Genomic DNA, 22540 nt, shown 5'->3' on the forward strand with positions numbered 1-22540 from the left:
GGTCCTCGCTCCTTCGCTTTGGGATTCTTTACCGTTGACCAGCAAACATTCGTTGCAACGACGAGACCGCCGCTGCCGCGTCCGGCGCCTCGGTGACCGCGCGCACGACCGCCGCGCTGCCGACGCCCGTTGCGAGGACGTCCGGCATCACGCCGGCGTCGATTCCGCCGATCGCAACGAGCGGTACGCGCCCCGAGAGAAGTTGCACGTAGCGTCTGAGCCGCGCGAGCCCTTGCGGCCTGGTCGGCATGACTTTGGTCGTGGTCGGGAAAACCGCGCCGAGCGCGAGATAGCTCGGCTTGAAATGCAGCGCGCGCAGCATCTCGTAATAGCCGTGCGTCGACAGTCCGAGTCGCACGCCGGCCTTTGCGATCGCGCCCAGATCGGCCGTCTGCACGTCTTCCTGGCCGAGATGCACACCGTACGCGCCCGCGGCGATCGCTTCGCGCCAGTGATCGTTGATGAAAAGTTGCGCATCATGCCGGCGCCCTGCCTCGACCGAGCGTGCGATTTCGCGCCGCAAGTCGTCGGTATTGGTCGATTTGCGGCGCAATTGCGCGGTCCGCACGCCGAACTCCAGCACGCGTTCGACCCAGTCCGCGCTCGGCAGCACCGGATACAGGCCGAGCCGATCAGGACAAGCCGGAAAGCCGCCTTCGGGCGCCGCCGGCAGATCGGCGACACGCGGGAACGTCGCGAAATCGACGGGCCAGGCGTCGGCCTTGTTCTCGTCGCCCGCGCGCCAGGCGAGCGCGAGCGTGAGCGCATCGTGCGGTTCGAAGTTGCAATCGAGGAAAGCGGCCAGAGCGGCCAGCCAATCGTCGGCCCATTCGCCTTCCAGCGCGAAGCGTTCGTCGCCGCGATACAGCGTGACCCGCCCTTCGCGTGCATCGAGCACGGCCGCGCCGCTTTGTGCGAGCCGGGCGGCGTCCGCGTCGTGCGCCTCGATAACGATCAGATCGCCGGCCTTCGGCGATTCCGGCGCGGTCAGGCAAATGCGCCAGCGCGTTTCAGCCGCGGGCCATTCGCCGAGACGCGCGCGAATCCGCTCGGCGACTTCGATCAACTCGTCGGCGGGCGGCCAGAAAACTTCGTGATTCAGCAAGCTCATGCCGCGCCTCCGTCCTGATGCCAGAACGGCATGCCGACGACCGGCGTGCTCGCCTGCGCGCTGTCGCGCTCGGCCATCGGCCCGGCGAGGAATGCCGTGCGTCCCGCTTCGACGCCGAGCGCGAAGGCTCGCGCCATCTGCGGCGGGAAAGTCGCCTGCGATACCGCCGTATTGAGCAGCACGCCGTCGAAGCCCCATTCCATCACCTGGCAGGCGTGCGACGGCACACCGAGACCGGCATCGACGATCAGCGGCACATCCGGCAGCCGCTCGCGCAGCGTGCGCAGCCCGTACGGATTGGTGACGCCTTTACCGGTGCCGATCGGCGCGCCCCACGGCATCAGCGCCTCGCAGCCCGCATCGAGCAGACGCCGGCCGATCACCAGGTCCTCCGTGCAATACGGCAGCACCTTGAAGCCCTCTCGAATCAGCTTCGCCGCCGCTTCGACGAGGCCGATCGGATCGGGCTGCAGCGTGTAATCGTCGCCGATCAGCTCCAGCTTGATCCAGGGCGTCTCGAAGACTTCGCGCGCCATGCGGGCGGTCGTGAGCACCTCGTCGACGCTCTGGCAGCCGGCCGTGTTGGGAAGCAGTGCGACGCCGTGGCGCTTCAAAACATCGAAAAAGCCGGCTTCGCCCGTTTCCGACTGGCGGCGCAACGCGACCGTGACCATGCCTGGCCGAGCGGCGTCGATGGAGTCGGAAAGCGATTGCAGCGACGGATAACGCGAGGTGCCGAGCAGCACGCGGCTCGGAAAGGTCTCGCCGTAGAGCGTGAGAACGTCGGCGGTGGAGATGGTCATGATTCGATCCTTCGGTTCGGAGTTCAGCCGCCCGCGACGGGCGACACGACATCGAGCTTGTCGCCGGCGGCGAGCGTTTTCGTGGCGTGCTCGCCGCGCGCCACGAACTGGCCGTTCAAGGCGACTGCGAATGGCGGCTTCGCGCCGAATGCGGCGAGCGCTTGAGTGACGGTGACGTCGTCGGGCAAATCGAAGACGCGCTGATTGATATGGATGTTCATGGCTTTGGTCTCTTGCTCAATGCGACAGCGCGGGCGCGACCGAGAACGCGCCGTGCAGCAGCTCGGGCCAGCGCGCGGCGCCGCGGAAATCGGCGAAGGTCCCGGCATCGGCGACGTCGCCAGAAACGAGCGCCTCCGCTAGACAGCTCGCCACATCCGCGACTTCGGGCGCGATCATGAAGCCGTGGCGGTACAGGCCGTTCACGCGCACGGTCCGCGCCCCGTCCCAGACGATGGCCGGCCGATGATCCGGCAAGGTCGGCCGGCAATGCGAATTCAGTTCAAGGATGCGCGCCTCGCCGAAGCCCGGATGCACGGCGAAAGCGGCGCTCAGCAGTTCCAGCGCCGAGCGCACGCTTACGGGCGACATGTCTTCTCCTTCCACTTCCGTCGCGCCGATCACGTACAGATCGTTCTCCTTGGGCGCGATATAGAGCGGATAGCGCGGATGCAGCAACCGCACGGGCCGCGAAAGCCCAATGCCCGGCGCATGCACGCGCGCGACTTCGCCCCGGATGCCGCGCAGTGCGGGCCACGCGGGTTTTGCGCCCAAGCCGCGGCAATCGATGATCCAGCGGGCGTCGGGCATGGCGTCGACCGGCGTGTTCCAGTATGTGCGCACGCCGCGCGCCGTGAGGCCGGCCGCGAGCGCGCTCAAGGCCTGCCGGTTATCCAGCTGACCCTCGTTCGGCAGCAGCCAGCCCTGCGCGAAGCGCGTTCCCAGTGCCGGTTCGGCTTGCGCGACCTGCGCGCCCGCGAGCTTGACGAACCCGCCATCGAGCAAGTCGGCGGGCGAATTGGCGCGCAAGCGGCGCTCGAACAGCGGCGCCTCCGCGCGATCCGCGCCGTGCCAGACGACGAGCGTTCCGTTGCGCTGAAAGAAGACCGGCTCGGGCAATTGCGCGATGAGACGCGGCCAGCGTTCGAGCGACGCCGCCCCGAGCCCGACGACGAGCGGCTCCGCGCTCGCCGCCTCGGCGAGCGGCGCTAGCATCGCGGCGGCGACCCACGCAGCCGACTGCGTGCCCGCTGCGTCGCCGCGTTCGTAGAGCGCGACGTCATGGCCCGCGCCAGCGAGTTGCCAGGCGATGAGCCGCCCGACGAGCCCGCCGCCGACGACGGCGAAATCCTCCCGGCGCGGTGCGCCCTGTTCGATCCTGTTCAATTCGCTGTCTCCAAAGGGCGCGACGCTGCACTGTACGAGGAGACGAAGTACGCGATCTCGACCGTGCGGGCGCGGCGCCGCATCACAAGGACGAAATCAGCGGAGAGACCGGCTCGGCATGGATGAAACGTGCCGGGCGGAAAGAAAATACTGGAAGAGACTGGAGGAATGGCGCGTGACTCGCGCGTTCTCCGGAAACTTCCCTCGCCGGTATTACCCGGATCGGGTGCAAAGGGTCTCTCTCAGCCTCGCCGCGCTGCCGACCGTTCCGGCCGCCGATGCGCGCGAAGCACCCCTGTTTCGTCGAGGATCATTAAAACATGAAAGGCGAAGGCGCTGCAAACCGGGATTGCCCGCCTTTTATCGCCCGCGCCGGCACTCTGGCACAATGCCGCGAACACGGTTCGCCGCACGATCGCGCGAAATTAAGCGGACGTTAAGACAATCCCGGAACAATTCGCGGGGCCGGAAAAAGCGCGCGCGACCTGGCCGCGGACGTAACAATCGGGCGCCCCGGGGCGCATCAGCAGGAAGCTCATGACCAACATTCGTACCGAAAGCACACAGCAGAAGGCCGACGAAGTCTCGGCGTGGAGCCTCATCAAGCCGTACTGGATTTCCGAGGAGCGCGGTGTCGCGTGGGGTCTGCTCGTCGCGATCATCGCGATCAACATGACGGTCGTGTGGATCAATGTCCGGCTCAATAGCTGGAACGCCGACTTCTATAACGCGCTGCAGAACAAGAACGTCAGGGACTTTCCTCATCTGCTGCTGATCTTCACGGGCCTCGCGTTCGCGTACATCCTGCTCGCGGTGTACGGGCGTTATCTGCGGCAGATGCTCGCGTTTCGCTGGCGGCAGTGGCTCACCAACAGGTTTCTGGAGCAATGGCTCGGCGACAAGGCGTTCTATCGCATCGAGCGCGATCGCCTCGCCGACAACCCCGACCAGCGTATTTCCGACGACCTGCAGTCCTTCGCCACCACCACGCTTTCGCTGTCCCTCGACCTGCTTTCGACGCTCGTCACACTCGTTACCTTCATCACGATTCTCTGGACCATCGCGGGCGCGCTCACCTTCTCGCTCGGCGCCACACCGGTCACGATTCCCGGCTACATGGTGTGGGCCGCCGCGCTCTACGCGATTCTCGGTTCGCTGATCATCCAGAAGGTCGGGCATCCGCTCGTGTCGATCAACTATCAGCAGCAGAAAGTCGAAGCGGATTTTCGCTTCGGGCTGATTCGCGTGCGCGAAAACGCCGAGCAGATCGCGTTCTACGATGGCATCTCCACCGAAACCGCCAACGCAAAGACCATCTTCCAGCGCATCCGCGACAACTGGTGGCTCATCATGAAGTACACGAAGCGCATGACTTTCGTGTTGAGCTTCTACGGACAGATCGCGATCATCTTTCCGATCATGGTCGCCGCGCCGCGCTACTTCGCGGGCGCGTTTTCGTTCGGCGTGCTGATGCAGATTTCATCAGCGTTCGGCACGGTCAGCGATTCGTTTTCATGGTTCATCAACAGTTATTCGACGTTGGTCGAATGGCGCGCCACCGTCAACCGTCTGCGCGAATTCAAGCGCGTGATGCGCTCGACGCATATCCGCGAGGAAACGTCGCCGGCGACGGAGCACGGGGGCATCAACCTGCACTACACGAGCACGCCGTCGCTCACGACGAACGGCCTCATGCTCGCGCTTCCCAACGGTACGCCGCTCTCGCGCGTGGCGAACGTGTCGATCGAGCCGGGCTCGCGCTGGCTCGTCGTCGGGCCGTCGGGATCGGGCAAGAGCACGTTGATGCGCGCGCTGGCGGGCTTGTGGCCGTTCGGCGACGGCACGATCGACGCGCCCGTCGACGCAAAGATGATGTTCATCCCGCAGATGAGCTATCTGCCGATCGGGACGCTGCGTGCGGCGCTTTCGTATCCGTCGCCCGGCGGCACCTTCAGCGACGACGAATCGCGCGAAGTGCTGCGCATGTGCAATCTCGAAGCTTATGCGGATCGGCTGGACGAAAGCGCGCACTGGGCGCGGAGCCTGTCGCCGGGCGAGCAGCAGCGTCTCGCCGCGGCGCGCGTACTGCTCCACAAGCCCGACTTCGTGTTCCTCGATGAAGCGACCAGCGCGCTCGACGCCGAGAACGAACTGCATATCTACAACACGCTCGTCGAGCGGCTGCCGAAGGCGGCGATTCTGAGCGTGGCGCATCGCGAGTCGGTGGCGATGTTCCATGACTACAAGATCGAGATCGAGCGGGCGATGGCGGAGGTTTGATCCGCGCCGCAGCCAAAACAAAAAGGCCACGCAACCGCGTGGCCTTCGCATCGATGCCCGGCGCCTTATCGCGGCAACTCGCTCGACCCCATCAGATACGCATCGACCGATCGCGCGCACTGACGTCCTTCGCGAATCGCCCAGACGACCAGTGACTGACCACGGCGCATGTCACCCGCCGTGAACACCTTGTCCGCCGATGTGTAATACGCCTTGTCGCCTTCGGTTGCGGCACGCACATTCCCGCGCGCATCCTTCTCGACGCCGAACGCCTCCAGCACCGGCGAAACCGGCTGCGTAAAGCCCATCGCGAGCAGCACGAGATCGGCCTTCAGTTCGAATTCGGAATTCGGCACTTCCTGCATCTTGCCGCCCTTCCACTCGACGCGCACCGCGATCAGCTTCTCGACCTTGCCGTTCTTGCCTTCGAAGCGCTTCGTCGCCACGGACCAGTCGCGATCGCAACCTTCCTCATGCGACGACGACGTGCGCAGCTTGATCGGCCAATACGGCCAGACGAGCGGCTTGTTCTCTTCCTCGGGCGGCTGCGCGAGCAGTTCGAACTGCGCCACGCTCTTTGCGCCGTGACGATTCGACGTGCCCACACAGTCGGAACCCGTATCGCCGCCGCCGATCACGACGACATGCTTGCCCTTCGCCAGCAGTTGATCCGTCAGCTTGTCGCCGGCGTTGACCTTGTTCTGCTGCGGCAGGAATTCCATCGCATAGTAGATGCCTTCCAGCTCGCGACCCGGCACCGGCAAATCGCGCGGCGTTTCCGAGCCGCCCGCGATCACGACCGCGTCGAACTGTTCCTTCAGCTCGTCCGGCGTGATCGTTTCCTTCGCCGTGTTGCCGATGTACGCCGGCAACGGATCACGACCGATGAACACGTTCGTGCGGAACGACACGCCCTCCGCCTCCATCTGACGCATGCGGCGGTCGATCAGCCACTTCTCCAGCTTGAAGTCGGGGATGCCGTAACGCAACAGACCGCCGATGCGATCGTTCTTCTCGAACACGACCACTTCGTGCCCCGCGCGCCCGAGCTGTTGCGCGGCCGCGAGGCCCGCGGGGCCCGAACCGACGACCGCGACCTTCTTGCCCGTCTTGTGCTTCGGCGGCTGCGGCACGACCCAGCCCTCGGCGAATGCCTTGTCGATGATCGCGTGCTCGATCGACTTGATGCCGACCGGATCGTCATTGATGCCGAGCGTGCAAGCCGCTTCGCACGGCGCCGGACAAATGCGGCCCGTGAACTCCGGGAAGTTGTTGGTCGAGTGCAGCACGTTGATCGCGCTCTTCCAGTCCTGCTGGAACACGAGATCGTTGAAATCCGGAATGATGTTGTTGACCGGACAGCCGTTGTTGCAGAACGGGATGCCGCAATCCATGCAGCGCGCGCCTTGAATCTTGGCGTCCTCATCCGTCAGTGCGGCGACGAATTCCTTGTAATGCTTGACGCGGGTCAGCGGTGCTTCGTATGCCTCGTGGCGGCGTTCGAATTCGAGAAAACCGGTTGCCTTGCCCATTTCTTTCTCTGTGTACAGTGAGGGACCTGCTTCCCGACGCGCTCGCATCGGGAAGGCCTTCTATATATAAAACCGCTTCAAGCCGCGATGGCGTCTTTCGACTTTTTCGCGCCGAGCTCGGTGAGCGCGCGCTTGTACTCGGTCGGGAACACCTTGACGAACTGGCGGCGAGCCGAATCCCAGTTCTCGAGCAGCGACTTCGCACGCGGCGAGCCGGTGAACTGGAAGTGACGCTCGATCAGGCCCTTGAGCAGCGCTTCGTCCGTCTTGCCGCCGTGCCACAGCGCGCGATCCACCGTGCGCTCCTGTTCGGCCTGCTGCAGCACGGGATCGAGCGCGACCATCGACTTGTTGCACTTGCCCGCGAACATGCCGTCCGGGTCGTACACGAATGCGATGCCGCCCGACATGCCCGCCGCGAAGTTGCGGCCCGTCTCGCCGAGCACGACCACCGTGCCGCCCGTCATGTATTCGCAGCCGTGATCGCCCGTGCCTTCGACGACCGCCGTCGCGCCCGAGTTGCGCACGCAGAAGCGCTCGCCCGCCACGCCGCGGAAATACGATTCGCCTTCGATCGCGCCGTACATCACCGTGTTGCCGCAGATGATGTTTTCCTCGGACTTGCCGCGGAAGTCGTTGGTCGGGCGAATGATGATGCGCCCGCCCGACAGGCCCTTGCCGACATAGTCGTTGCCGTCGCCGACGAGATCCAGCGTGACGCCCTTCGCAAGGAATGCGCCGAAGCTCTGGCCGGCCGTGCCCTTCAACTGGATGTGGATCGAGTCGTCGGGCAGGCCGTCGTGACCGTGCTTCTTCGCGATGAGACCGGACAGCATCGCGCCGACCGTGCGGTTCACGTTGCGCACCGGCTGGATGAACGAGACATGCTCGCCCTTCTCGATCGCCGCCTTCGATTTCTCGATCAGCACGTGATCGAGCGCCTTGTCGAGCCCATGATCCTGCACGTCGACATGCTTGCGCGCGACGTCCTCACCGACCGGCACCTGATAGAAGATGCGCGAGAAGTCGAGACCCTTCGCCTTCCAGTGTTCGATGCCCTTCTTCATATCGAGCAGATCGACGCGGCCGATCAGGTCGTCGAACTTGCGGATACCGAACTGCGCCATGATCTCGCGCACTTCTTCCGCAACGAAGAAGAAGAAGTTGACGACGTGCTCCGGCTGCCCTGAGAACTTTGCGCGCAGCACCGGATCCTGCGTCGCGACGCCGACGGGGCACGTGTTCAGATGGCACTTGCGCATCATGATGCAGCCTTCGACGACGAGCGGCGCCGTCGCGAAGCCGAACTCGTCCGCGCCGAGCAGCGCGCCGATCACGACGTCGCGGCCGGTCTTCATCTGGCCGTCGGCCTGCACGCGGATGCGTCCGCGCAGCCGGTTCAGCACGAGCGTCTGCTGCGTTTCGGCGAGGCCGAGTTCCCACGGCGTGCCCGCGTGCTTCAGCGACGACAACGGCGATGCGCCCGTGCCGCCGTCGTGACCCGCGATCACGACGTGATCCGCCTTCGCTTTCGCCACACCGGCGGCAACCGTGCCGACACCGACCTCCGACACGAGTTTCACCGAAATGCTCGACGACGAGTTCACGTTCTTCAGATCGTGAATCAGTTGCGCGAGGTCTTCGATCGAATAGATGTCGTGGTGCGGCGGCGGCGAAATCAGGCCGACGCCCGGCACCGAATAGCGCAGCTTGCCGATGTAATCGGACACCTTGTGGCCCGGAAGCTGACCGCCTTCGCCCGGCTTCGCGCCCTGCGCCATCTTGATCTGGATCTGGTCCGCCGACGACAGATATTCCGCCGTCACGCCAAACCGGCCCGACGCGACCTGCTTGATCTTCGAGCGCAGCGAATCGCCGTCCTTCAGCGGGATGTCGGTGATGACTTCCTTGCCGATGATCGATTGCAGCGTGTCGCCGTTCTTGATCGGAATGCCGCGCAGTTCGTTGCGATAACGCGTTTCGTCCTCGCCGCCTTCGCCCGTGTTCGACTTGCCGCCGATGCGGTTCATCGCGACAGCGAGCGTGGCGTGCGCTTCCGTGCTGATCGAGCCGAGCGACATCGCGCCCGTTGCGAAGCGCTTGACGATGTCCTTCGCCGATTCGACTTCGTCGAGCGGAATCGCCTTCGACGGCTCGACCTTGAACTCGAACAGGCCACGGAACGTCATGTGACGCTTCGTCTGGTCGTTGATGATGTGCGCGTATTCCTTGTACGTCTGATACGAGTTGCTGCGAGCCGAATGCTGCAGCTTGGCGATCGCGTCCGGCGTCCACATGTGCTCTTCGCCGCGCACGCGGTACGCATACTCGCCGCCCGCGTCGAGCATGGTCGCGAGGACCGGGTTGTCGCCGAATGCGTCGCGATGCAGGTGGATCGCCTCTTCCGCCACTTCGAACAGGCCGATGCCGCCGACCTTCGTCGCCGTGCCCTTGAAATACTTCTCGACCAGCTCCGTCGACAGGCCGACGCCTTCGAAGATCTGCGCGCCGGTGTAGGACATGTACGTCGAAATGCCCATCTTCGACATGACCTTCAACAGGCCCTTGCCGACCGCCTTCGTGAAGTTGTAGATGACCTTGTCGGCCGACAGATCGCCCTTCAGGCCTTCGGCCATGTTGGCGAGCGTTTCGAGCGCGAGGTACGGGTGAACGGCTTCCGCGCCGTAGCCCGCGAGCAGCGCGAAGTGATGCGTCTCGCGCGCCGAGCCCGTTTCCACGACGAGACCCGTGCTCGTGCGCAGACCGTGCGCGACGAGATGCGAGTGAATGGCCGAGGTGGCGAGCAGCGCCGGGATGGCGACGTTGTCACGGTCCATCTTGCGATCGGACACGATCAGAATGTTGTAGCCGGACTTCACGGCATCGACCGCTTCCGCGCACAGCGACGCGATGCGTGCCTCGATACCTTCCTTGCCCCACGCCACCGGATAGCAGATGTTCAGTTCGTACGAGCTGAACTTGCCGCCGGTGTATTTGTCGATCGCGCGGATCTTCGCGATGTCCTTGAAGTCGAGCACGGGCTGCGACACTTCGAGACGCATCGTCGGATTGATGTTGGTCGTGTCGAGCAGGTTCGGCTTCGGACCGATGAACGAGTTGAGCGACATGACGAGGTTCTCGCGGATCGGATCGATCGGCGGGTTCGTCACTTGCGCGAACAACTGCTTGAAATAGTTGTAGAGCGTCTTGTTCTTGTTCGACATGACCGCGAGCGGCGAGTCGTTGCCCATCGAGCCCACGGCCTCTTCGCCCGACTGCGCCATCGGCGCCATCAGGAACTTGAGGTCTTCCTGCGTGTAGCCGAACGCCTGCTGACGATCGAGCAGCGCGGCGGCTTCGCGGCGTTGCGTTTCGACGTCTTCGGCCTTCGGCTCGATCTCGTCGAGCTTGATGCGCACGGCGTCGATCCAGCTCTTGTACGGCTTCGCGTTGGACAGGTTGTCCTTCAGTTCCTTGTCCTCGATGATGCGGCCCTGCTCCATGTCGATCAGGAACATCTTGCCCGGCTGCAGACGCCACTTCTTGACGATCTTCGATTCGGGAATGGGCAGCACGCCGGATTCCGACGCGAGGATCACGAGGTCGTCGTCGGTGACGAGATAGCGCGCCGGACGCAGGCCGTTACGGTCGAGCGTAGCGCCGATCTGGCGGCCGTCCGTGAACGCGATCGCGGCCGGACCGTCCCACGGCTCCATCATCGCGGCGTGATATTCGTAGAACGCGCGACGATTGTCGTCCATCAGCGTGTGCTGTTCCCAGGCTTCCGGGATCATCATCATCATTGCGTGGACGAGCGGGTAGCCGGCCATCACGAGCAGTTCGAGACAGTTGTCGAACGACGCCGTGTCCGACTGGCCCGGATAGATCAGCGGCCAGAGCTTCGGCAAGTCGTCGCCGAGCACGTAGGACGCGATCGCGCCGGTGCGCGCGTTCAGCCAGTTGACGTTGCCCTTCACGGTGTTGATTTCACCGTTGTGCGCGATCATCCGGTACGGGTGCGCCAGTTCCCACGCAGGGAACGTGTTGGTCGAGAAGCGCTGGTGCACGAGTGCGAGCGCCGACACGACACGCTCGTCCTGCAGGTCGCGGTAGTACACGCCGACCTGACCCGCCAGCAGAAGACCTTTGTAGACGACGGTGCGCGACGACATCGACGGCACGAAATATTCCTTGCCGTGCTTGAGCTTGAGCGCCTGAATGCGATGGCTCGCCGTCTTGCGGATGATGTACAGCTTGCGCTCGAGCGCGTCCGTCACGACGATGTCCTTGCCGCGGCCGATGAAAATCTGGCGGATCAGCGGCTCGCTCGCCTTCACGGTCGGCGAAATCGGCATGTTGGAATCGACGGGCACGTCACGCCAGCCCAGCACCACCTGGCCTTCGGCCTTCACCGTGCGCTCGAGCTCCTGCTCGCACGCGAGACGCGACGCATGCTCCTTCGGCAGAAAAATCATGCCGACGCCGTATTCGCCAGCCGGCGGCAACGTTACGCCCTGCTTGGCCATTTCTTCGCGATAGAAACCGTCCGGCACCTGGATCAGGATGCCGGCGCCGTCGCCCATCAGCGGATCGGCGCCGACCGCGCCGCGGTGATCGAGATTTTCGAGAATCTTGAGACCCTGCTGAATGATCTCGTGGCTCTTTTTCCCCTTGATATGGGCGACGAAGCCGACGCCACAGGCGTCATGCTCGTTCGCAGGGTCGTACATGCCCTGCGCGGCGGGAAGCGAACCGGCTGCCGGTTGCTGATGATCGTTCATGGGGACACCGTCTCTACTGTGAGGGGCCGACTCGGCCGTTGAACCATTTTCTTGTCGCTCGCGACCGTTTTTTCAACTGGATGTGTCACGAAGCACGGTCATGCGCGGCACGCTGCACCGCGGCAATTGCCGGAAATCGAAATATACGCGACGAATCAAAAAGATGGCAAATAAAACGTGATGATGTGGCACCAATTATCGTTATGGTGCAAAGACGCCCCAACATATTAGGGACGTATCATCCGGCATCAAAAAGAAACGGCGAAGCTCGAAAAATCGAGACGCCGTTTCATTTTTCAGCTTCACGTGTGCCGCCCAAGGCCGTTATTGGGGCTGTGGGGTTTCGCGGATCTTTCGCGGACGTCCGCGCGGCAGCGGCGACACCCGACGGTTGGCTGCATGCGACGCCCATTCGCGATAGGCATCGCTGCCCAGTACCCAGCCTTTGAGTGTCGCTTGCAGAAGACGATTGGCTTCGCGCTCGTCGAGCGATTGTTCGCACAGTTCCTTGTAGGCGTGCTGGCGTTCGAACGGCGTGTTGCCGAGCGACCAGAAGAGCGGATGGTCGGTAATCAGGCCGTCCAGTGTAAGCCCGACATGATGACGGAAGCTGGACCACTTGTAGTCCTGCGGGGCCGCGACCAGTTGCGCGCGCACCGGCGCCATTTCGACGACGCGCGTGGCGAGCAAAAAGTAACGTTCGCCCTCGATGACCGTGGCACGATAGCGCCCTTCCCAAAGCGTGCCGCGTCGCGTGTAACGGCGATTGAAGTGCGCGACGTAACGACGTCCGACTGCTTGCATCGCTTTGGGCAAGCTGGACTCGTCGCGTGGCGTGACAAGCAGATGCACCGCTTGCGGCATCAGCGCATAGGCATGGATGGAGAGGTGATGATCACGTGAAGCAGTCCTCAAGCAGTCGATGAAGAGCTCGTAGTCCTGGTCGTCGACGAAGGCGGGTTGCTGGTCGAGACCACGCAGGATGACATGCTGCGGCTGTTCGGGAACGTAGAGTCGTGCAAGCCGTGCCATTCTGGATATTCCGTTGGTCGCATTTGTGATACCCCGATCGGGGGCCTTTCGGAGCCGTTACGGTGGCGCGGACAAACGCATGCAAGTGCCGTGCAACGAGGCCCCAAAGCCGCTCTTTGCCCTAGGGAAAATGCTCTACGGCATCGCTATGGTTTATGTGAAATGTTGTGTTCATAATGAGCGTGCTTTTTCGGAGGAGCACAAATTGAAAATAAAACAAGTCATCACGGGGATTGCGGCATTAGCATGTGTGTCCACCGCGGCACATGCGCAATCTGCTGGATCCTTCTATGCAACAGCAGGCTGGTTTCACTTTGCCCCGCAAGACAGCAGTGGTCCGCTCAAAGAAACAAGTGTAGGCGGATCTCCGGTCAATATCGATGTTCCCGGCACCGGCGCCGGCATCTCGAGCGCTGACACGGCCGGCTTCACATTGGGCTACTTCGCCACCGACCACATCGCGGCCGAACTCGAAATGGGAGTGCCGCCCACGTTCGATCTTGAAGGCACAGGCACCTTCTCGCAGTACGGCAAGCTCGGCAGCGCGAAGCAGTGGAGCCCGACGCTGCTGTTCAAATACTTCTTCAACGCACCTACGGCGAAGTTCCGTCCGTTCGTGGGCCTTGGTGTAACGCGGACCTGGTTCACCGACGCTCAGATCACGAACCAGCAATTCGAAGGCTCGGTACTGCATGGTCCGACCACGGTCGACACGGATAGTTCTTGGGCGCCCGTGTTTAACGTCGGTGCGACTTACAATTTCACAGAACACTGGTTCGCCGGATTTTCCGTGTCGTTCATCCCTTTGAAGGCCACGGCGAAGCTGAACACACAGGCTCAAACGCCTGTCGGCACGCTCAACGTGCAGTCGCAGGCAAAAATCACGCTCAACCCGATCGTCACATATTTGCGCGTTGGCTATCGCTTCTAAAGTCAAACTGCGCACGGGCATGTAACGACCGTAAAAGCGCGACTGTGAAAACAAAGAAAAGGCCGGCATGATTAACTCGTGCCGGCATTTTCTTTTTGCACGTACTTGTAAATGTGACCTCCGCAAGAAGGAAGCGCTCGCAGTTCTTACGCGTCCGCACGCACATCGAATATGTCGCGGTCGCGCTTACCGAGGCGTTGCGCAATGTCGAAGCACCGGCATCGAATTTGCTGCATCATGGATTTTCCCCGCCACCTCGGCGGGCCGTCCACGATTCATCCATCGGAGCGATCTATGAACGCACTGCCTAACACGCGAGACGCCATCGGAGATTCATGGAGCACCACGAGCCGCCGCGCACGCCGCATGGCGCGACACGGCCGTGAAGCGGCCGAGGACATCGGCTCCGAACTCCGCGCGCTGCTCAGCGAGCTTGAAAGCACTTTGGCCCAAGGCACGTCGGCCGATGCGGCTGCGCTGCGCGCGCAGATCGGCGAGCGCCTCGACAGCGCCCGCGCACGCCTTAACGATACCCACGCAGCACTACGCGAGCGCGCCGGCGCGGCGCTCGGAGACGCGGACGCCTACCTTCACGAAAAGCCCTGGCAGACGATCGCGCTCGTCGGCGGACTGGCGCTGGTCGCGGGCGTGTTGCTCGCGCGGGCGCGCTGACGCTTCAATCGGCCGACGTTTCCAGAAAATCCGCGCCAATGATGTCGATGCGGTCTGTGCAGATCGCATCGACTCCCCACTGCGCAAGCAGGCGCGCGCGCGCCGGCTCGTTCACCGTATAAGCGAGGATGCGCAAGCCTGCATCCTTGATTTCCGTGACGAGCGTCTCGTCGAGTGCGCGATGATTCACATGCAGCGACACGCACGACAGCGCCGCCGTCTGCGCGCGCCAGTTCTCCGGAACATGTTCGTACAGCATGCCCCGAGGAAGATTCGGCGCGACATCGCGCGCGGCTTCGAGCGCCGCATATGAAAACGATGACAACAGCGGCGCGGGTTCGGCATCCGCCCATAACCGCGCTGCCTCGCGTGCGACGAGCACGCCTGTTTCCACGTCCCGCCCCTGACTCGGCTTGATCTCGATGTTCACCGCAAGCCCATGTTTCGCGCATCGTTCGTGCACTTGCGCAAGCGTCGGCATGCGCGCGTTGGCGAACTCCGCACTGAACCAGGTGCCCGCATCGAGCGCGCGCAGTTCTGCGTAAGTCATCGCTTTCGCCGCGCCGCGCCCGTTCGACGTGCGGTCTATCGCGTCGTCGTGCAGCAGGAAGACGACATCGTCAGCGGAGAGCTTCGCGTCGAATTCGATCATCTTGTGACCGAAGCGCGCGCCCACGTCGATCGCTTCGAGCGTGTTCTCCGGCGCGAGCTTGCCGCCGCCCCGATGCGCGACGATCGCGGGATAGGGCCAGGTTCTCATCGCATATGCTCCATTCAATTGGCGCGCAGTCCCGCCGCCGGATCGAAGAAATGCAGATGCCGCGCGGGCAACGACACCCTCAGCCGCTCGCCGCGCTGCGGACGATGTTCATGCGGCAAGCGCGCCGCCACGTCGTGCTTGCCCCACTTGCCGTGCGCGAGATTGTCCGCGCCGAGCAGTTCGGCCGAATCGACGTCGAGCGTCGCGCCCGGCGCGTCGTGGTTGCCGGGCGTCATGTGCTCCGGACGAATGCCGACGATCCACTCGCGCCCATACATTGCGCTTGTCACGCTGCTCGCGCCCGCGACCGGCAGCTTCGGCCCGTCGCCCGCAACATCGAAGGTCGATCCGTCTTCGGACAGACGGCCTTCGAGCAGATTCATCGCCGGCGAGCCGATGAAGCTCGCGACGAATACCGTTGCCGGACGCTCGTACACGTCGGTCGGGGCGCCGATCTGTTCAGCGTGCCCCTTGTTCATGACGATGACGCGCTGCGCGAGCGTCATGGCTTCGATCTGATCGTGCGTGACGTACAGGCTCGTGGTCGCGAGGCGCGCGTGCAGCCGTTGAATCTCGAGACGCATCTGCACGCGCAGTTTCGCGTCGAGATTCGAAAGCGGTTCGTCGAAGAGAAACACCGCCGGTTCGCGCACGATCGCACGACCCATCGCGACGCGTTGCCGCTGACCGCCCGACAGTTCACGCGGCTTGCGCGCGAGCAAATGTTCGAGCTCCAGGATGCGCGCCGCATTGGCCACGCGCGATTCGATGGTCTTTCTGTCCGCGCCGCCGATCTTCAGCGCATACGCCATATTCTGCGCGACGCTCATGTGCGGATAAAGTGCGTAATTCTGAAAGACCATCGCAATATCGCGATCCTTCGGCTCCAGCTTGTTCACGACTTTGCCGCCGATCTCGATCGTGCCGTGCGACACGCTTTCGAGTCCCGCGACCATGCGCAGCAGCGTCGATTTTCCGCAGCCGGACGGGCCGACCATCACGACGAACTCGCCATCGTCCACGGCTGCGTCGATGCCGTGCAGCACGTAGTTGGAGCCGTCGTACGTTTTCTTTACGCCTTTGAGATTCAATGCGGCCATCGATCAGCCTTCTCCGTTATTTCTCTGAGTCCACGAGTCCGCGCACGAACCAGCGCTGCATCGTCAGGACGACCGCGAGCGGCGGCAGCATCGCGAGCAGCGTCGCTGCCATCACGAGGTGCCATTCGGTCGCGGTATCGCCCGACGCGATCATGCTCTTGATGCCGACCACCGCCGTCTGCAGCGACACCTCGTTGGTGATGAGAATCGGCCAGAGATACTGATTCCAGCCGTAGATGAACGTAATGACGAAGAGCGCCGCGATGTTGGTCTTCGACAGCGGCAGCACGACGTCCCAGAAGAAGCGCAGCGAACCCGCGCCGTCGATGCGCGCCGCTTCCATCAGTTCGTCGGGCAGCGTCATGAAGAACTGGCGGAAGAGAAACGTCGCCGTCGCGGATGCGATCAGCGGCAGCGTCAAGCCCGCATACGTGTTCGACAGATTCATCGACGAGACGACTTGCACCGTCGGAAAGATGCGCACTTCGACCGGCAGCATCAGCGTGATGAAGATGAGCCAGAAGGCGAGGTTCTTCATCGGAAAGCGGAAGAAGACGATCGCGTACGCGGAGACGATCGACACCGCGATCTTGCCGATCGAAATCACGAGCGCCATCACGAGGCTGTTCATCAACATGAGACCGAACGGCGCCGCCGCATTGCCGCTGCCGTGCGTCCAGATGTGCGCGACGTTCTCGAAGAGATGCGTGCTCGGAACGAGCGAAAGCGGCACGCTGAACACTTCGTTCGAGTTCATCGTGGCCGCGCAGAACGCGACGTACACCGGAAACACGATCAGCGCGACGCCGAGCAACAGCACGGCGTGACAGAAGATATCGAAGCCGCGACGGTTTTCGATCATGAATATTGCACCCTGCGTTCGACGAAGCGGAACTGGATGACGGTCAACGCGACGACGATCACCATCAGCACGACCGATTGCGCGCCCGAGCTGCCGATGTCGAGTCCCTGAAAGCCTTCCGCGAAAATCTTGTAGATGAGCGTCTTGGTCGATTGCGCGGGACCACCACCGGTAGCGGCATCGATGACCGGGAAGGTATCGAAGAACGCGTAGACCAGGTTCACGACGAGCAGGAAGAAAGACGTCGGCGACAGGAGCGGCAGCGCAATGCCGAAGAAGCGCCGCACGGGCCCGGCGCCATCGATGGCGGCGGCTTCGATCAGCGATTGCGGAATCGCCTGAAGGCCCGCATAGAAGAACAGGAAGTTGTAGCTGACCTGCTTCCACACCGACGCGAGCACGACGAGAAACATCGCCTGCGTGCCATTGAGCGCGTGGTTCCAGATGATGCCCTGCTTGGCGAGCGCATACGTCACGAGCCCGATGCTCGGGTTGAACAGGAACGACCACAGCACGGCGGCGATCGCGGGCGCGACCGCGTATGGCCAGATGAGCAGCGTCTGATACGCCTTCGCACCGCGCGTCACGCGATCGGCGCATGCGGCGAGCAGGAGCGAGATCACGAGGCCCGACACGGTGACGAGCGAGCAGAAGATCATCGTCGTGCTGAACGACGAGAGATAGAGCGGATCGGCGAACAACTGCCTGAAGTTCGCCAGCCCGACGAATTCGCTCGACGTGCCGAACGCGTCCTGACTCTGCGTGGCCTGCCAGAGCGCTTCGCCTGCCGGCCAGAGAAAGAACAGCGCGGTGATCGCGAGTTGCGGCGCGACGAGCAGATACGGCAGGACGCTCGTATCGAAACGAGACCGTTTTTCCATGCGTTGATGTCCCGAACGGAAGCGCCCGCGATGATCGCGGGCGCATGCGCTTTAGTTGCCGGTCTTCTCGAAGCGGCGCAGCAGCTCGTCGCCGCGCTGCACTGACGCGTCGAGCGCTTGTTGCGGCGTCTTCTTCTCAGCCCAGACCTGTTCCAGCTCTTCGTCGACGATCGTGCGGATCTGCGGCATGTTGCCCAGACGCAGCCCCTTCGTGTAAGGGAGCGGCGGCTTGTTCAGCATCTGCTTGATCGCGATGTCCGCGCCGGGGTTCTTGTCGTAAAAGCCCTGCTTCTGCGTGAGCTCGTATGCGGCCTGCGTGACCGGCAGATAGCCCGTGTCCTGATGCCACTTCCCGGCGACTTCCGGCGTCGAAAGATACGCGAGGAACTTCGCGACGCCCTTGTAGACGGCCGGGTCCTTGCCCGACAACACCCACAGGCTCGCGCCGCCGATGATCGCGTTCTGGGGCGCACCCTTTACGTTCGCGTCGTAGGGCATCATGCCCACGCCGTAGTCGAACTTCGCGAATTTCGCGATGGTCGCGCGCGAGCCCGACGAGTTCGTGATGATGCCGCAGTCGCCGCTATAGAACTTCGACACCGGCTCGTCCTTGCGGCCGACATACGTGAACGTGCCTTCCTTCGCCATGTTCTGCAGGAACTGGATATGCGCGACCTGCAGCGGCTTGTTGAATTCGAGCTTGGCGTCGAGGCCGTCGAAACCGTTGTTCTTCGTCGCGAACGGCGCGGCATGCCACGCGCTGTAATTCTCGAGCTGAATCCAGCTTTGCCAGCCCGACGAGTAACCGCACGAATAGCCGGCGGCCTTCAGCTTCTTCGCGTCGGCTTCGACATCGGCCCAGGTCTTCGGCGGCTGGTTCGGATCGAGACCGGCTTTCTTGAATGCGTCCTTGTTGTAATAGAGAACAGGCGTCGAGCTGTTGAACGGCATCGAGATCAGATGGCCGGTCTTCGCGTCGCTGTAGTAACCGGCGATGGTCGGCACGAACGCCTTTTCGTCGAGCGGCACGCCGGCCTGCTTGAAGACGTCGTAGACCGGGATGACTGCCTTCTTCGCCTGCATCATCGTCGCGGTGCCGACTTCGTAGACCTGCAGGATCGCGGGCGCGTTGCCGCTGCGATACGCCGCGATGCCCGCCGCGAGCGCCTGGTCATATGTGCCCTTGAACACGGGAACGATCTTGTAATCGCTCTGCGACTTGTTGAAGTCGTTGGCGATGTCGTTCACGCGCTCGCCGAGCGCGGCTTCCATCGCGTGCCAGAACTGGATTTCCGTCGCGGCGTGCGCTGCGGTGCTGGCGCCGAAGGCCAGAACGGCCGCGGCCGAGATCGTGCGGAACAAGGGCTTGCAGCTCATCGATGAGTCTCCTTTTGAGGATTCGCGCTTGAAACGCGCGATATTAGTTGTTGTCGATGACAAACAGGCGTTGATACTCTTTCAATGCATAGCGATCGGTCATGCCCGCGATGTAATGCGCGATGAGCCGCGCCTGCGAGCTGTCATGGCTCGATGAAGGCGCGTCGTTCGCGGATTCCTCCGTCACAGGCCCGCGTGCCTGATAGGCGGGCGGCAAGAGACGCGGATCGTCGGTGAAGGCTTCGAAAAGGCCCGTCACGACGCGCTTCGCCTTGTTGGCCATGCGCATCACGCGATAGTGGCGGTACAGGTTCTTGAAGAGAAAGCGCTTGAGTTGCGCCGCCTGCGCCGCGACTTCATCGCTGTGTGCGACGAGCGGCGGCGCATTGCGCACGGCGTCGAGCGATTGCGGCGCGACGCGTTCGAGGTTGCGGCCCGTCGCCTCGATCAGATCGACGATCAACGTGTTGATGATGCGGCGGATCGTTTCGTGGATGAGCCTGCGCCCTTCGATGTCCGGATAATCGGCCCGCGCCGCATCGTAATGCGTGTGCCACAGACTCACTTCGGAAAGCTGATCGAGCGTGATGAGGCCGGAGCGCAGGCCATCGTCCACATCGTGATTGTTGTAGGCGATTTCATCGGCGACATTCGCGATCTGCGCTTCGAGCGACGGCTGCTTTCCCGTGAGAAAGCGCTCGCCGAGTTCGCCGAGCTTGCGCGCGTTTTCGCGCGAGCAATGCTTGAGGATGCCTTCTCGCGTCTCGAAGCAGAGGTTCAGGCCGTTGAACGCGCCGTAATGCTCTTCGAGCTGATCGACCACTGCGAGGCTCTGCAGATTGTGCTCGAAGCCACCGTGATCGCGCATGCATTCGTGCAGCGCGTCTTGCCCGGCATGACCGAATGGCGTGTGGCCGAGATCGTGCGCGAGCGAGATGGCTTCGACCAGATCTTCGTTCAGCCTCAGGTTGCGCGCGACCGAACGCGCGATCTGCGCGACTTCGAGACTGTGCGTGAGGCGTGTACGGAACAGATCGCCTTCGTGATTGACGAAGACCTGCGTCTTGTATTCGAGTCTGCGAAATGCGGTCGAGTGCACGATGCGGTCGCGATCGCGCTGGAACTCGGTGCGCGCCGCAGGCGGCGTTTCGGCGAAGCGCCGCCCGCGCGATTGCGACGCGTGCGCGGCATACGGCGCGAGATGCGCTTCGAACGCGAGCGTCGGCGGCGTGCCCTGCGGAACTTGATCTTCTATGTCGCTCACCGGCTGCTCCGCATCGTCGTGGTTCTAGCCGCCGCTCGCGCGGATCAGACGCTGGCTGCGAGCGTCGCGCGCACGGCCTGATCGGGCGCGCTCGTGATCTCTGTCGCGCCGAAGCGGGTCAGCAGAATGAATTTGATCTCGCCAGCTTCGGCCTTCTTGTCGACCTTCATCAGATCGACGTAGCGGTCGTCGCCGAGCCGCGGCGCCGTGACCGGCAGCTTCGCCGCTTCGATCACACGCACGAGACGCTGACGCGCGGCTTCGTCGAGCTTGCCGAGGCGCACCGACAGATCCGCCGCCATCACCATGCCACAACCGACCGCCTCGCCATGCAGCCATTCGCCGTAGCCGAGCCCGGCTTCGATCGCATGGCCGAAGGTGTGGCCGAAATTGAGAATGGCGCGCTGGCCGCCTTCGCGCTCGTCGGACGCGACGACCGACGCCTTGATCTCGCACGAACGCTTGACCGCGTGCGCGAGCGCGTCGTCGTCGCGGCGATTGAGCGCGTCGATGTTGGCTTCGATCCATTCGAAAAACTCGGCGTCCTTGATGGCCGCGGTCTTGATGACTTCCGCGATGCCCGCCGCCAGTTCGCGCTCCGGCAAGGTGTGCAGCGCGCCGATATCCGCGATGACCGCCTGCGGCTGATAGAACGCGCCGATCATGTTCTTGCCGAGCGGATGATTGATGCCCGTCTTGCCGCCTACCGATGAATCGACTTGTGAAAGCAGCGTGGTCGGCACCTGGATGAACGGTACGCCGCGCATGTAGGACGCCGCCGCGAACCCGGTCATGTCGCCGACGACACCGCCGCCGAGCGCGATCAGCGTGGTCTTGCGATCGGCGCGTTCGGTGAGGAGCGCATCGAAGATCGTGTTGAGCGTTTCCCAGTTCTTGTGCGCTTCGCCGTCCGGCAGGACTACGGTAGTCACCTTCTTGCCGAGCGGTTCGAGCGCGGCGCGCAACCGTTCGCCGTAAAGCGGATCGATGGTGGAATTCGTGACGATCGCCACGGACGAACCCTTGATGTGCGGCGCGAAGAGTTCCGTGCGGCCGATCAGGCCCGCACCGATATGAATGGGATAGGCGCGCTCGCCCAGTTCGACGCTGACGGTGATCGTTGGGGTAATCATGGCGGACATTATGACTCAGCCGACTTGACGACGCCGGCGACCTCCAGTTGCATCAGGACCATATTGACGAGCGCGTTGACGGTCGGCCGCCCCGTTTCCACGACGAAATGCGCGCACTGCTGATACAGCGGATCGCGCACCTGAAAAAGCGCTTCGAGCTTGCCGCGCGGATCTTCGGTCTGCAGGAGCGGGCGATTCTTGTCGCGCCGCGTGCGTTGCCAGAGATCGTGCGGATTGGCGCGCAGATAAATGACGATGCCGCGATTCTTCAGATGTTCCCGATTCTCGGGCCGAAGCACCGCGCCGCCGCCGGTCGCGAGTACGATGCCGCTGCGCTGCGAAAGCTCATCGATGATGTTCGCCTCGCGCTGACGAAAACCCGCCTCGCCCTCGAGTTCCCAGATCACCGGGATGCGAGCGCCCGTACGCGCCTCGATCTCCAGATCCGAATCGATGAACGAGCGCTGCAGACGGCGCGCAACCGCGCGGCCCACGGTGGTTTTACCCGCCCCCATGAGTCCGACGAAAAAAATGTTCGCGTTCGCGTGCCCTTCCTGCAACCTGGATCCTTTTACAGTATCGAATTTCTTCGTGCGGCAGCTTAAGGGCAAACCGCCCGCTTTGTCGAGTCGCGC

Annotated in this window: 18 protein-coding genes and 1 riboswitch; of the genes, 3 read left to right on the forward strand and 15 right to left on the reverse strand. The window is 63.1% G+C overall.

Annotation, left to right across the window (positions count from 1 at the left end; translation table 11 throughout):
• Positions 1-28: 28 nt before the first annotated feature.
• The 4 genes from thiE to NCT32_RS12450 are packed head-to-tail and all read right to left on the reverse strand — an operon-like array spanning position 29 to position 3300.
• Complete coding sequence (gene thiE / locus NCT32_RS12435; RefSeq protein ID WP_250490376.1) at positions 29-1111, reverse strand: thiamine phosphate synthase; 1083 nt, start codon at positions 1109-1111, stop codon at positions 29-31.
• Positions 1108-1914, reverse strand: a complete 807-nt coding sequence (locus NCT32_RS12440; RefSeq protein ID WP_250477153.1) for a thiazole synthase — start codon at positions 1912-1914, stop codon at positions 1108-1110. Before NCT32_RS12440 ends, thiE begins: the two co-directional genes overlap by 4 nt.
• 23 nt (positions 1915-1937) lie before the next feature.
• Positions 1938-2135 (reverse strand): sulfur carrier protein ThiS, encoded by a 198-nt coding sequence (gene thiS, locus NCT32_RS12445; RefSeq protein WP_061120188.1) that lies wholly within the window; start codon positions 2133-2135, stop codon positions 1938-1940.
• A 16-nt stretch (positions 2136-2151) separates the two neighbouring features.
• Positions 2152-3300, reverse strand: a complete 1149-nt coding sequence (locus NCT32_RS12450) for an FAD-dependent oxidoreductase (protein ID WP_250490377.1) — start codon at positions 3298-3300, stop codon at positions 2152-2154.
• A gap of 182 nt (positions 3301-3482) precedes the next feature.
• A riboswitch (TPP riboswitch) is annotated at positions 3483-3607 on the reverse strand.
• 230 nt (positions 3608-3837) lie between these two features.
• Here NCT32_RS12450 and NCT32_RS12455 point away from each other — a divergent pair.
• A complete protein-coding gene (locus tag NCT32_RS12455) occupies positions 3838-5580 on the forward strand; it encodes an ABC transporter ATP-binding protein/permease (RefSeq protein WP_061120190.1) in 1743 nt (580 codons plus the stop codon).
• Positions 5581-5645: 65 nt separating this feature from the next.
• Here NCT32_RS12455 and NCT32_RS12460 read toward each other — a convergent pair whose 3' ends face one another.
• The 3 genes from NCT32_RS12460 to NCT32_RS12470 all read right to left on the reverse strand — a co-directional run bounded on the left by NCT32_RS12460 (position 5646) and on the right by NCT32_RS12470 (position 12925).
• On the reverse strand, positions 5646-7112 hold the full coding sequence (locus tag NCT32_RS12460; RefSeq protein WP_061120191.1) for a glutamate synthase subunit beta: 1467 nt from the start codon (positions 7110-7112) through the stop codon (positions 5646-5648).
• Positions 7113-7189: 77 nt separating this feature from the next.
• Positions 7190-11893 carry a glutamate synthase-related protein gene (locus NCT32_RS12465; RefSeq protein ID WP_250477156.1) on the reverse strand — a complete coding sequence of 1568 codons (4704 nt, stop codon included), beginning with the start codon at positions 11891-11893 and terminating at the stop codon, positions 7190-7192.
• A gap of 324 nt (positions 11894-12217) precedes the next feature.
• On the reverse strand, positions 12218-12925 hold the full coding sequence (locus tag NCT32_RS12470; protein WP_061120193.1) for a transposase: 708 nt from the start codon (positions 12923-12925) through the stop codon (positions 12218-12220).
• A gap of 205 nt (positions 12926-13130) precedes the next feature.
• Here NCT32_RS12470 and NCT32_RS12475 point away from each other — a divergent pair, with 205 nt between their 5' ends.
• Both NCT32_RS12475 and NCT32_RS12480 read left to right on the forward strand, forming a co-directional pair.
• A complete protein-coding gene (locus NCT32_RS12475; RefSeq protein ID WP_061120194.1) occupies positions 13131-13856 on the forward strand; it encodes an OmpW family protein in 726 nt (241 codons plus the stop codon).
• 294 nt (positions 13857-14150) lie between these two features.
• Positions 14151-14528 (forward strand): YqjD family protein, encoded by a 378-nt coding sequence (locus NCT32_RS12480; protein ID WP_061120195.1) that lies wholly within the window; start codon positions 14151-14153, stop codon positions 14526-14528.
• 4 nt (positions 14529-14532) lie between these two features.
• Here NCT32_RS12480 and ugpQ read toward each other — a convergent pair whose 3' ends face one another.
• From ugpQ to NCT32_RS12520, 8 genes are read right to left on the reverse strand one after another with little or no spacing between them, the layout of a single operon-like run.
• Positions 14533-15288: a glycerophosphodiester phosphodiesterase gene (gene ugpQ, locus NCT32_RS12485; RefSeq protein ID WP_250490378.1), complete on the reverse strand. Its 756-nt coding sequence runs from the start codon at positions 15286-15288 to the stop codon at positions 14533-14535.
• Positions 15289-15302: 14 nt separating this feature from the next.
• A complete protein-coding gene (locus NCT32_RS12490; protein ID WP_250490379.1) occupies positions 15303-16388 on the reverse strand; it encodes a sn-glycerol-3-phosphate import ATP-binding protein UgpC in 1086 nt (361 codons plus the stop codon).
• Positions 16389-16404: 16 nt separating this feature from the next.
• Entirely contained in the window at positions 16405-17250 is an 846-nt protein-coding gene (gene ugpE / locus NCT32_RS12495) for a sn-glycerol-3-phosphate ABC transporter permease UgpE (RefSeq protein WP_250490380.1), read from the reverse strand.
• Positions 17247-18131, reverse strand: a complete 885-nt coding sequence (ugpA, locus tag NCT32_RS12500) for a sn-glycerol-3-phosphate ABC transporter permease UgpA (protein ID WP_061120199.1) — start codon at positions 18129-18131, stop codon at positions 17247-17249. The genes ugpE and ugpA overlap by 4 nt, the downstream gene beginning before the upstream one ends.
• 51 nt (positions 18132-18182) lie before the next feature.
• Positions 18183-19508 carry a sn-glycerol-3-phosphate ABC transporter substrate-binding protein UgpB gene (gene ugpB, locus NCT32_RS12505; protein WP_061120200.1) on the reverse strand — a complete coding sequence of 442 codons (1326 nt, stop codon included), beginning with the start codon at positions 19506-19508 and terminating at the stop codon, positions 18183-18185.
• Positions 19509-19551: 43 nt separating this feature from the next.
• A complete protein-coding gene (locus NCT32_RS12510) occupies positions 19552-20772 on the reverse strand; it encodes a deoxyguanosinetriphosphate triphosphohydrolase (protein WP_061120201.1) in 1221 nt (406 codons plus the stop codon).
• 44 nt (positions 20773-20816) lie between these two features.
• Positions 20817-21914 (reverse strand): 3-dehydroquinate synthase, encoded by a 1098-nt coding sequence (gene aroB / locus NCT32_RS12515; protein WP_250477158.1) that lies wholly within the window; start codon positions 21912-21914, stop codon positions 20817-20819.
• Positions 21914-22465: a shikimate kinase gene (locus tag NCT32_RS12520; RefSeq protein ID WP_061120203.1), complete on the reverse strand. Its 552-nt coding sequence runs from the start codon at positions 22463-22465 to the stop codon at positions 21914-21916. Before NCT32_RS12520 ends, aroB begins: the two co-directional genes overlap by 1 nt.
• Positions 22466-22540: the final 75 nt, after the last annotated feature.

The sequence above is a fragment of the Caballeronia sp. INML2 genome (genome assembly GCF_023631365.1).
Lineage (GTDB): Bacteria > Pseudomonadota > Gammaproteobacteria > Burkholderiales > Burkholderiaceae > Caballeronia > Caballeronia turbans.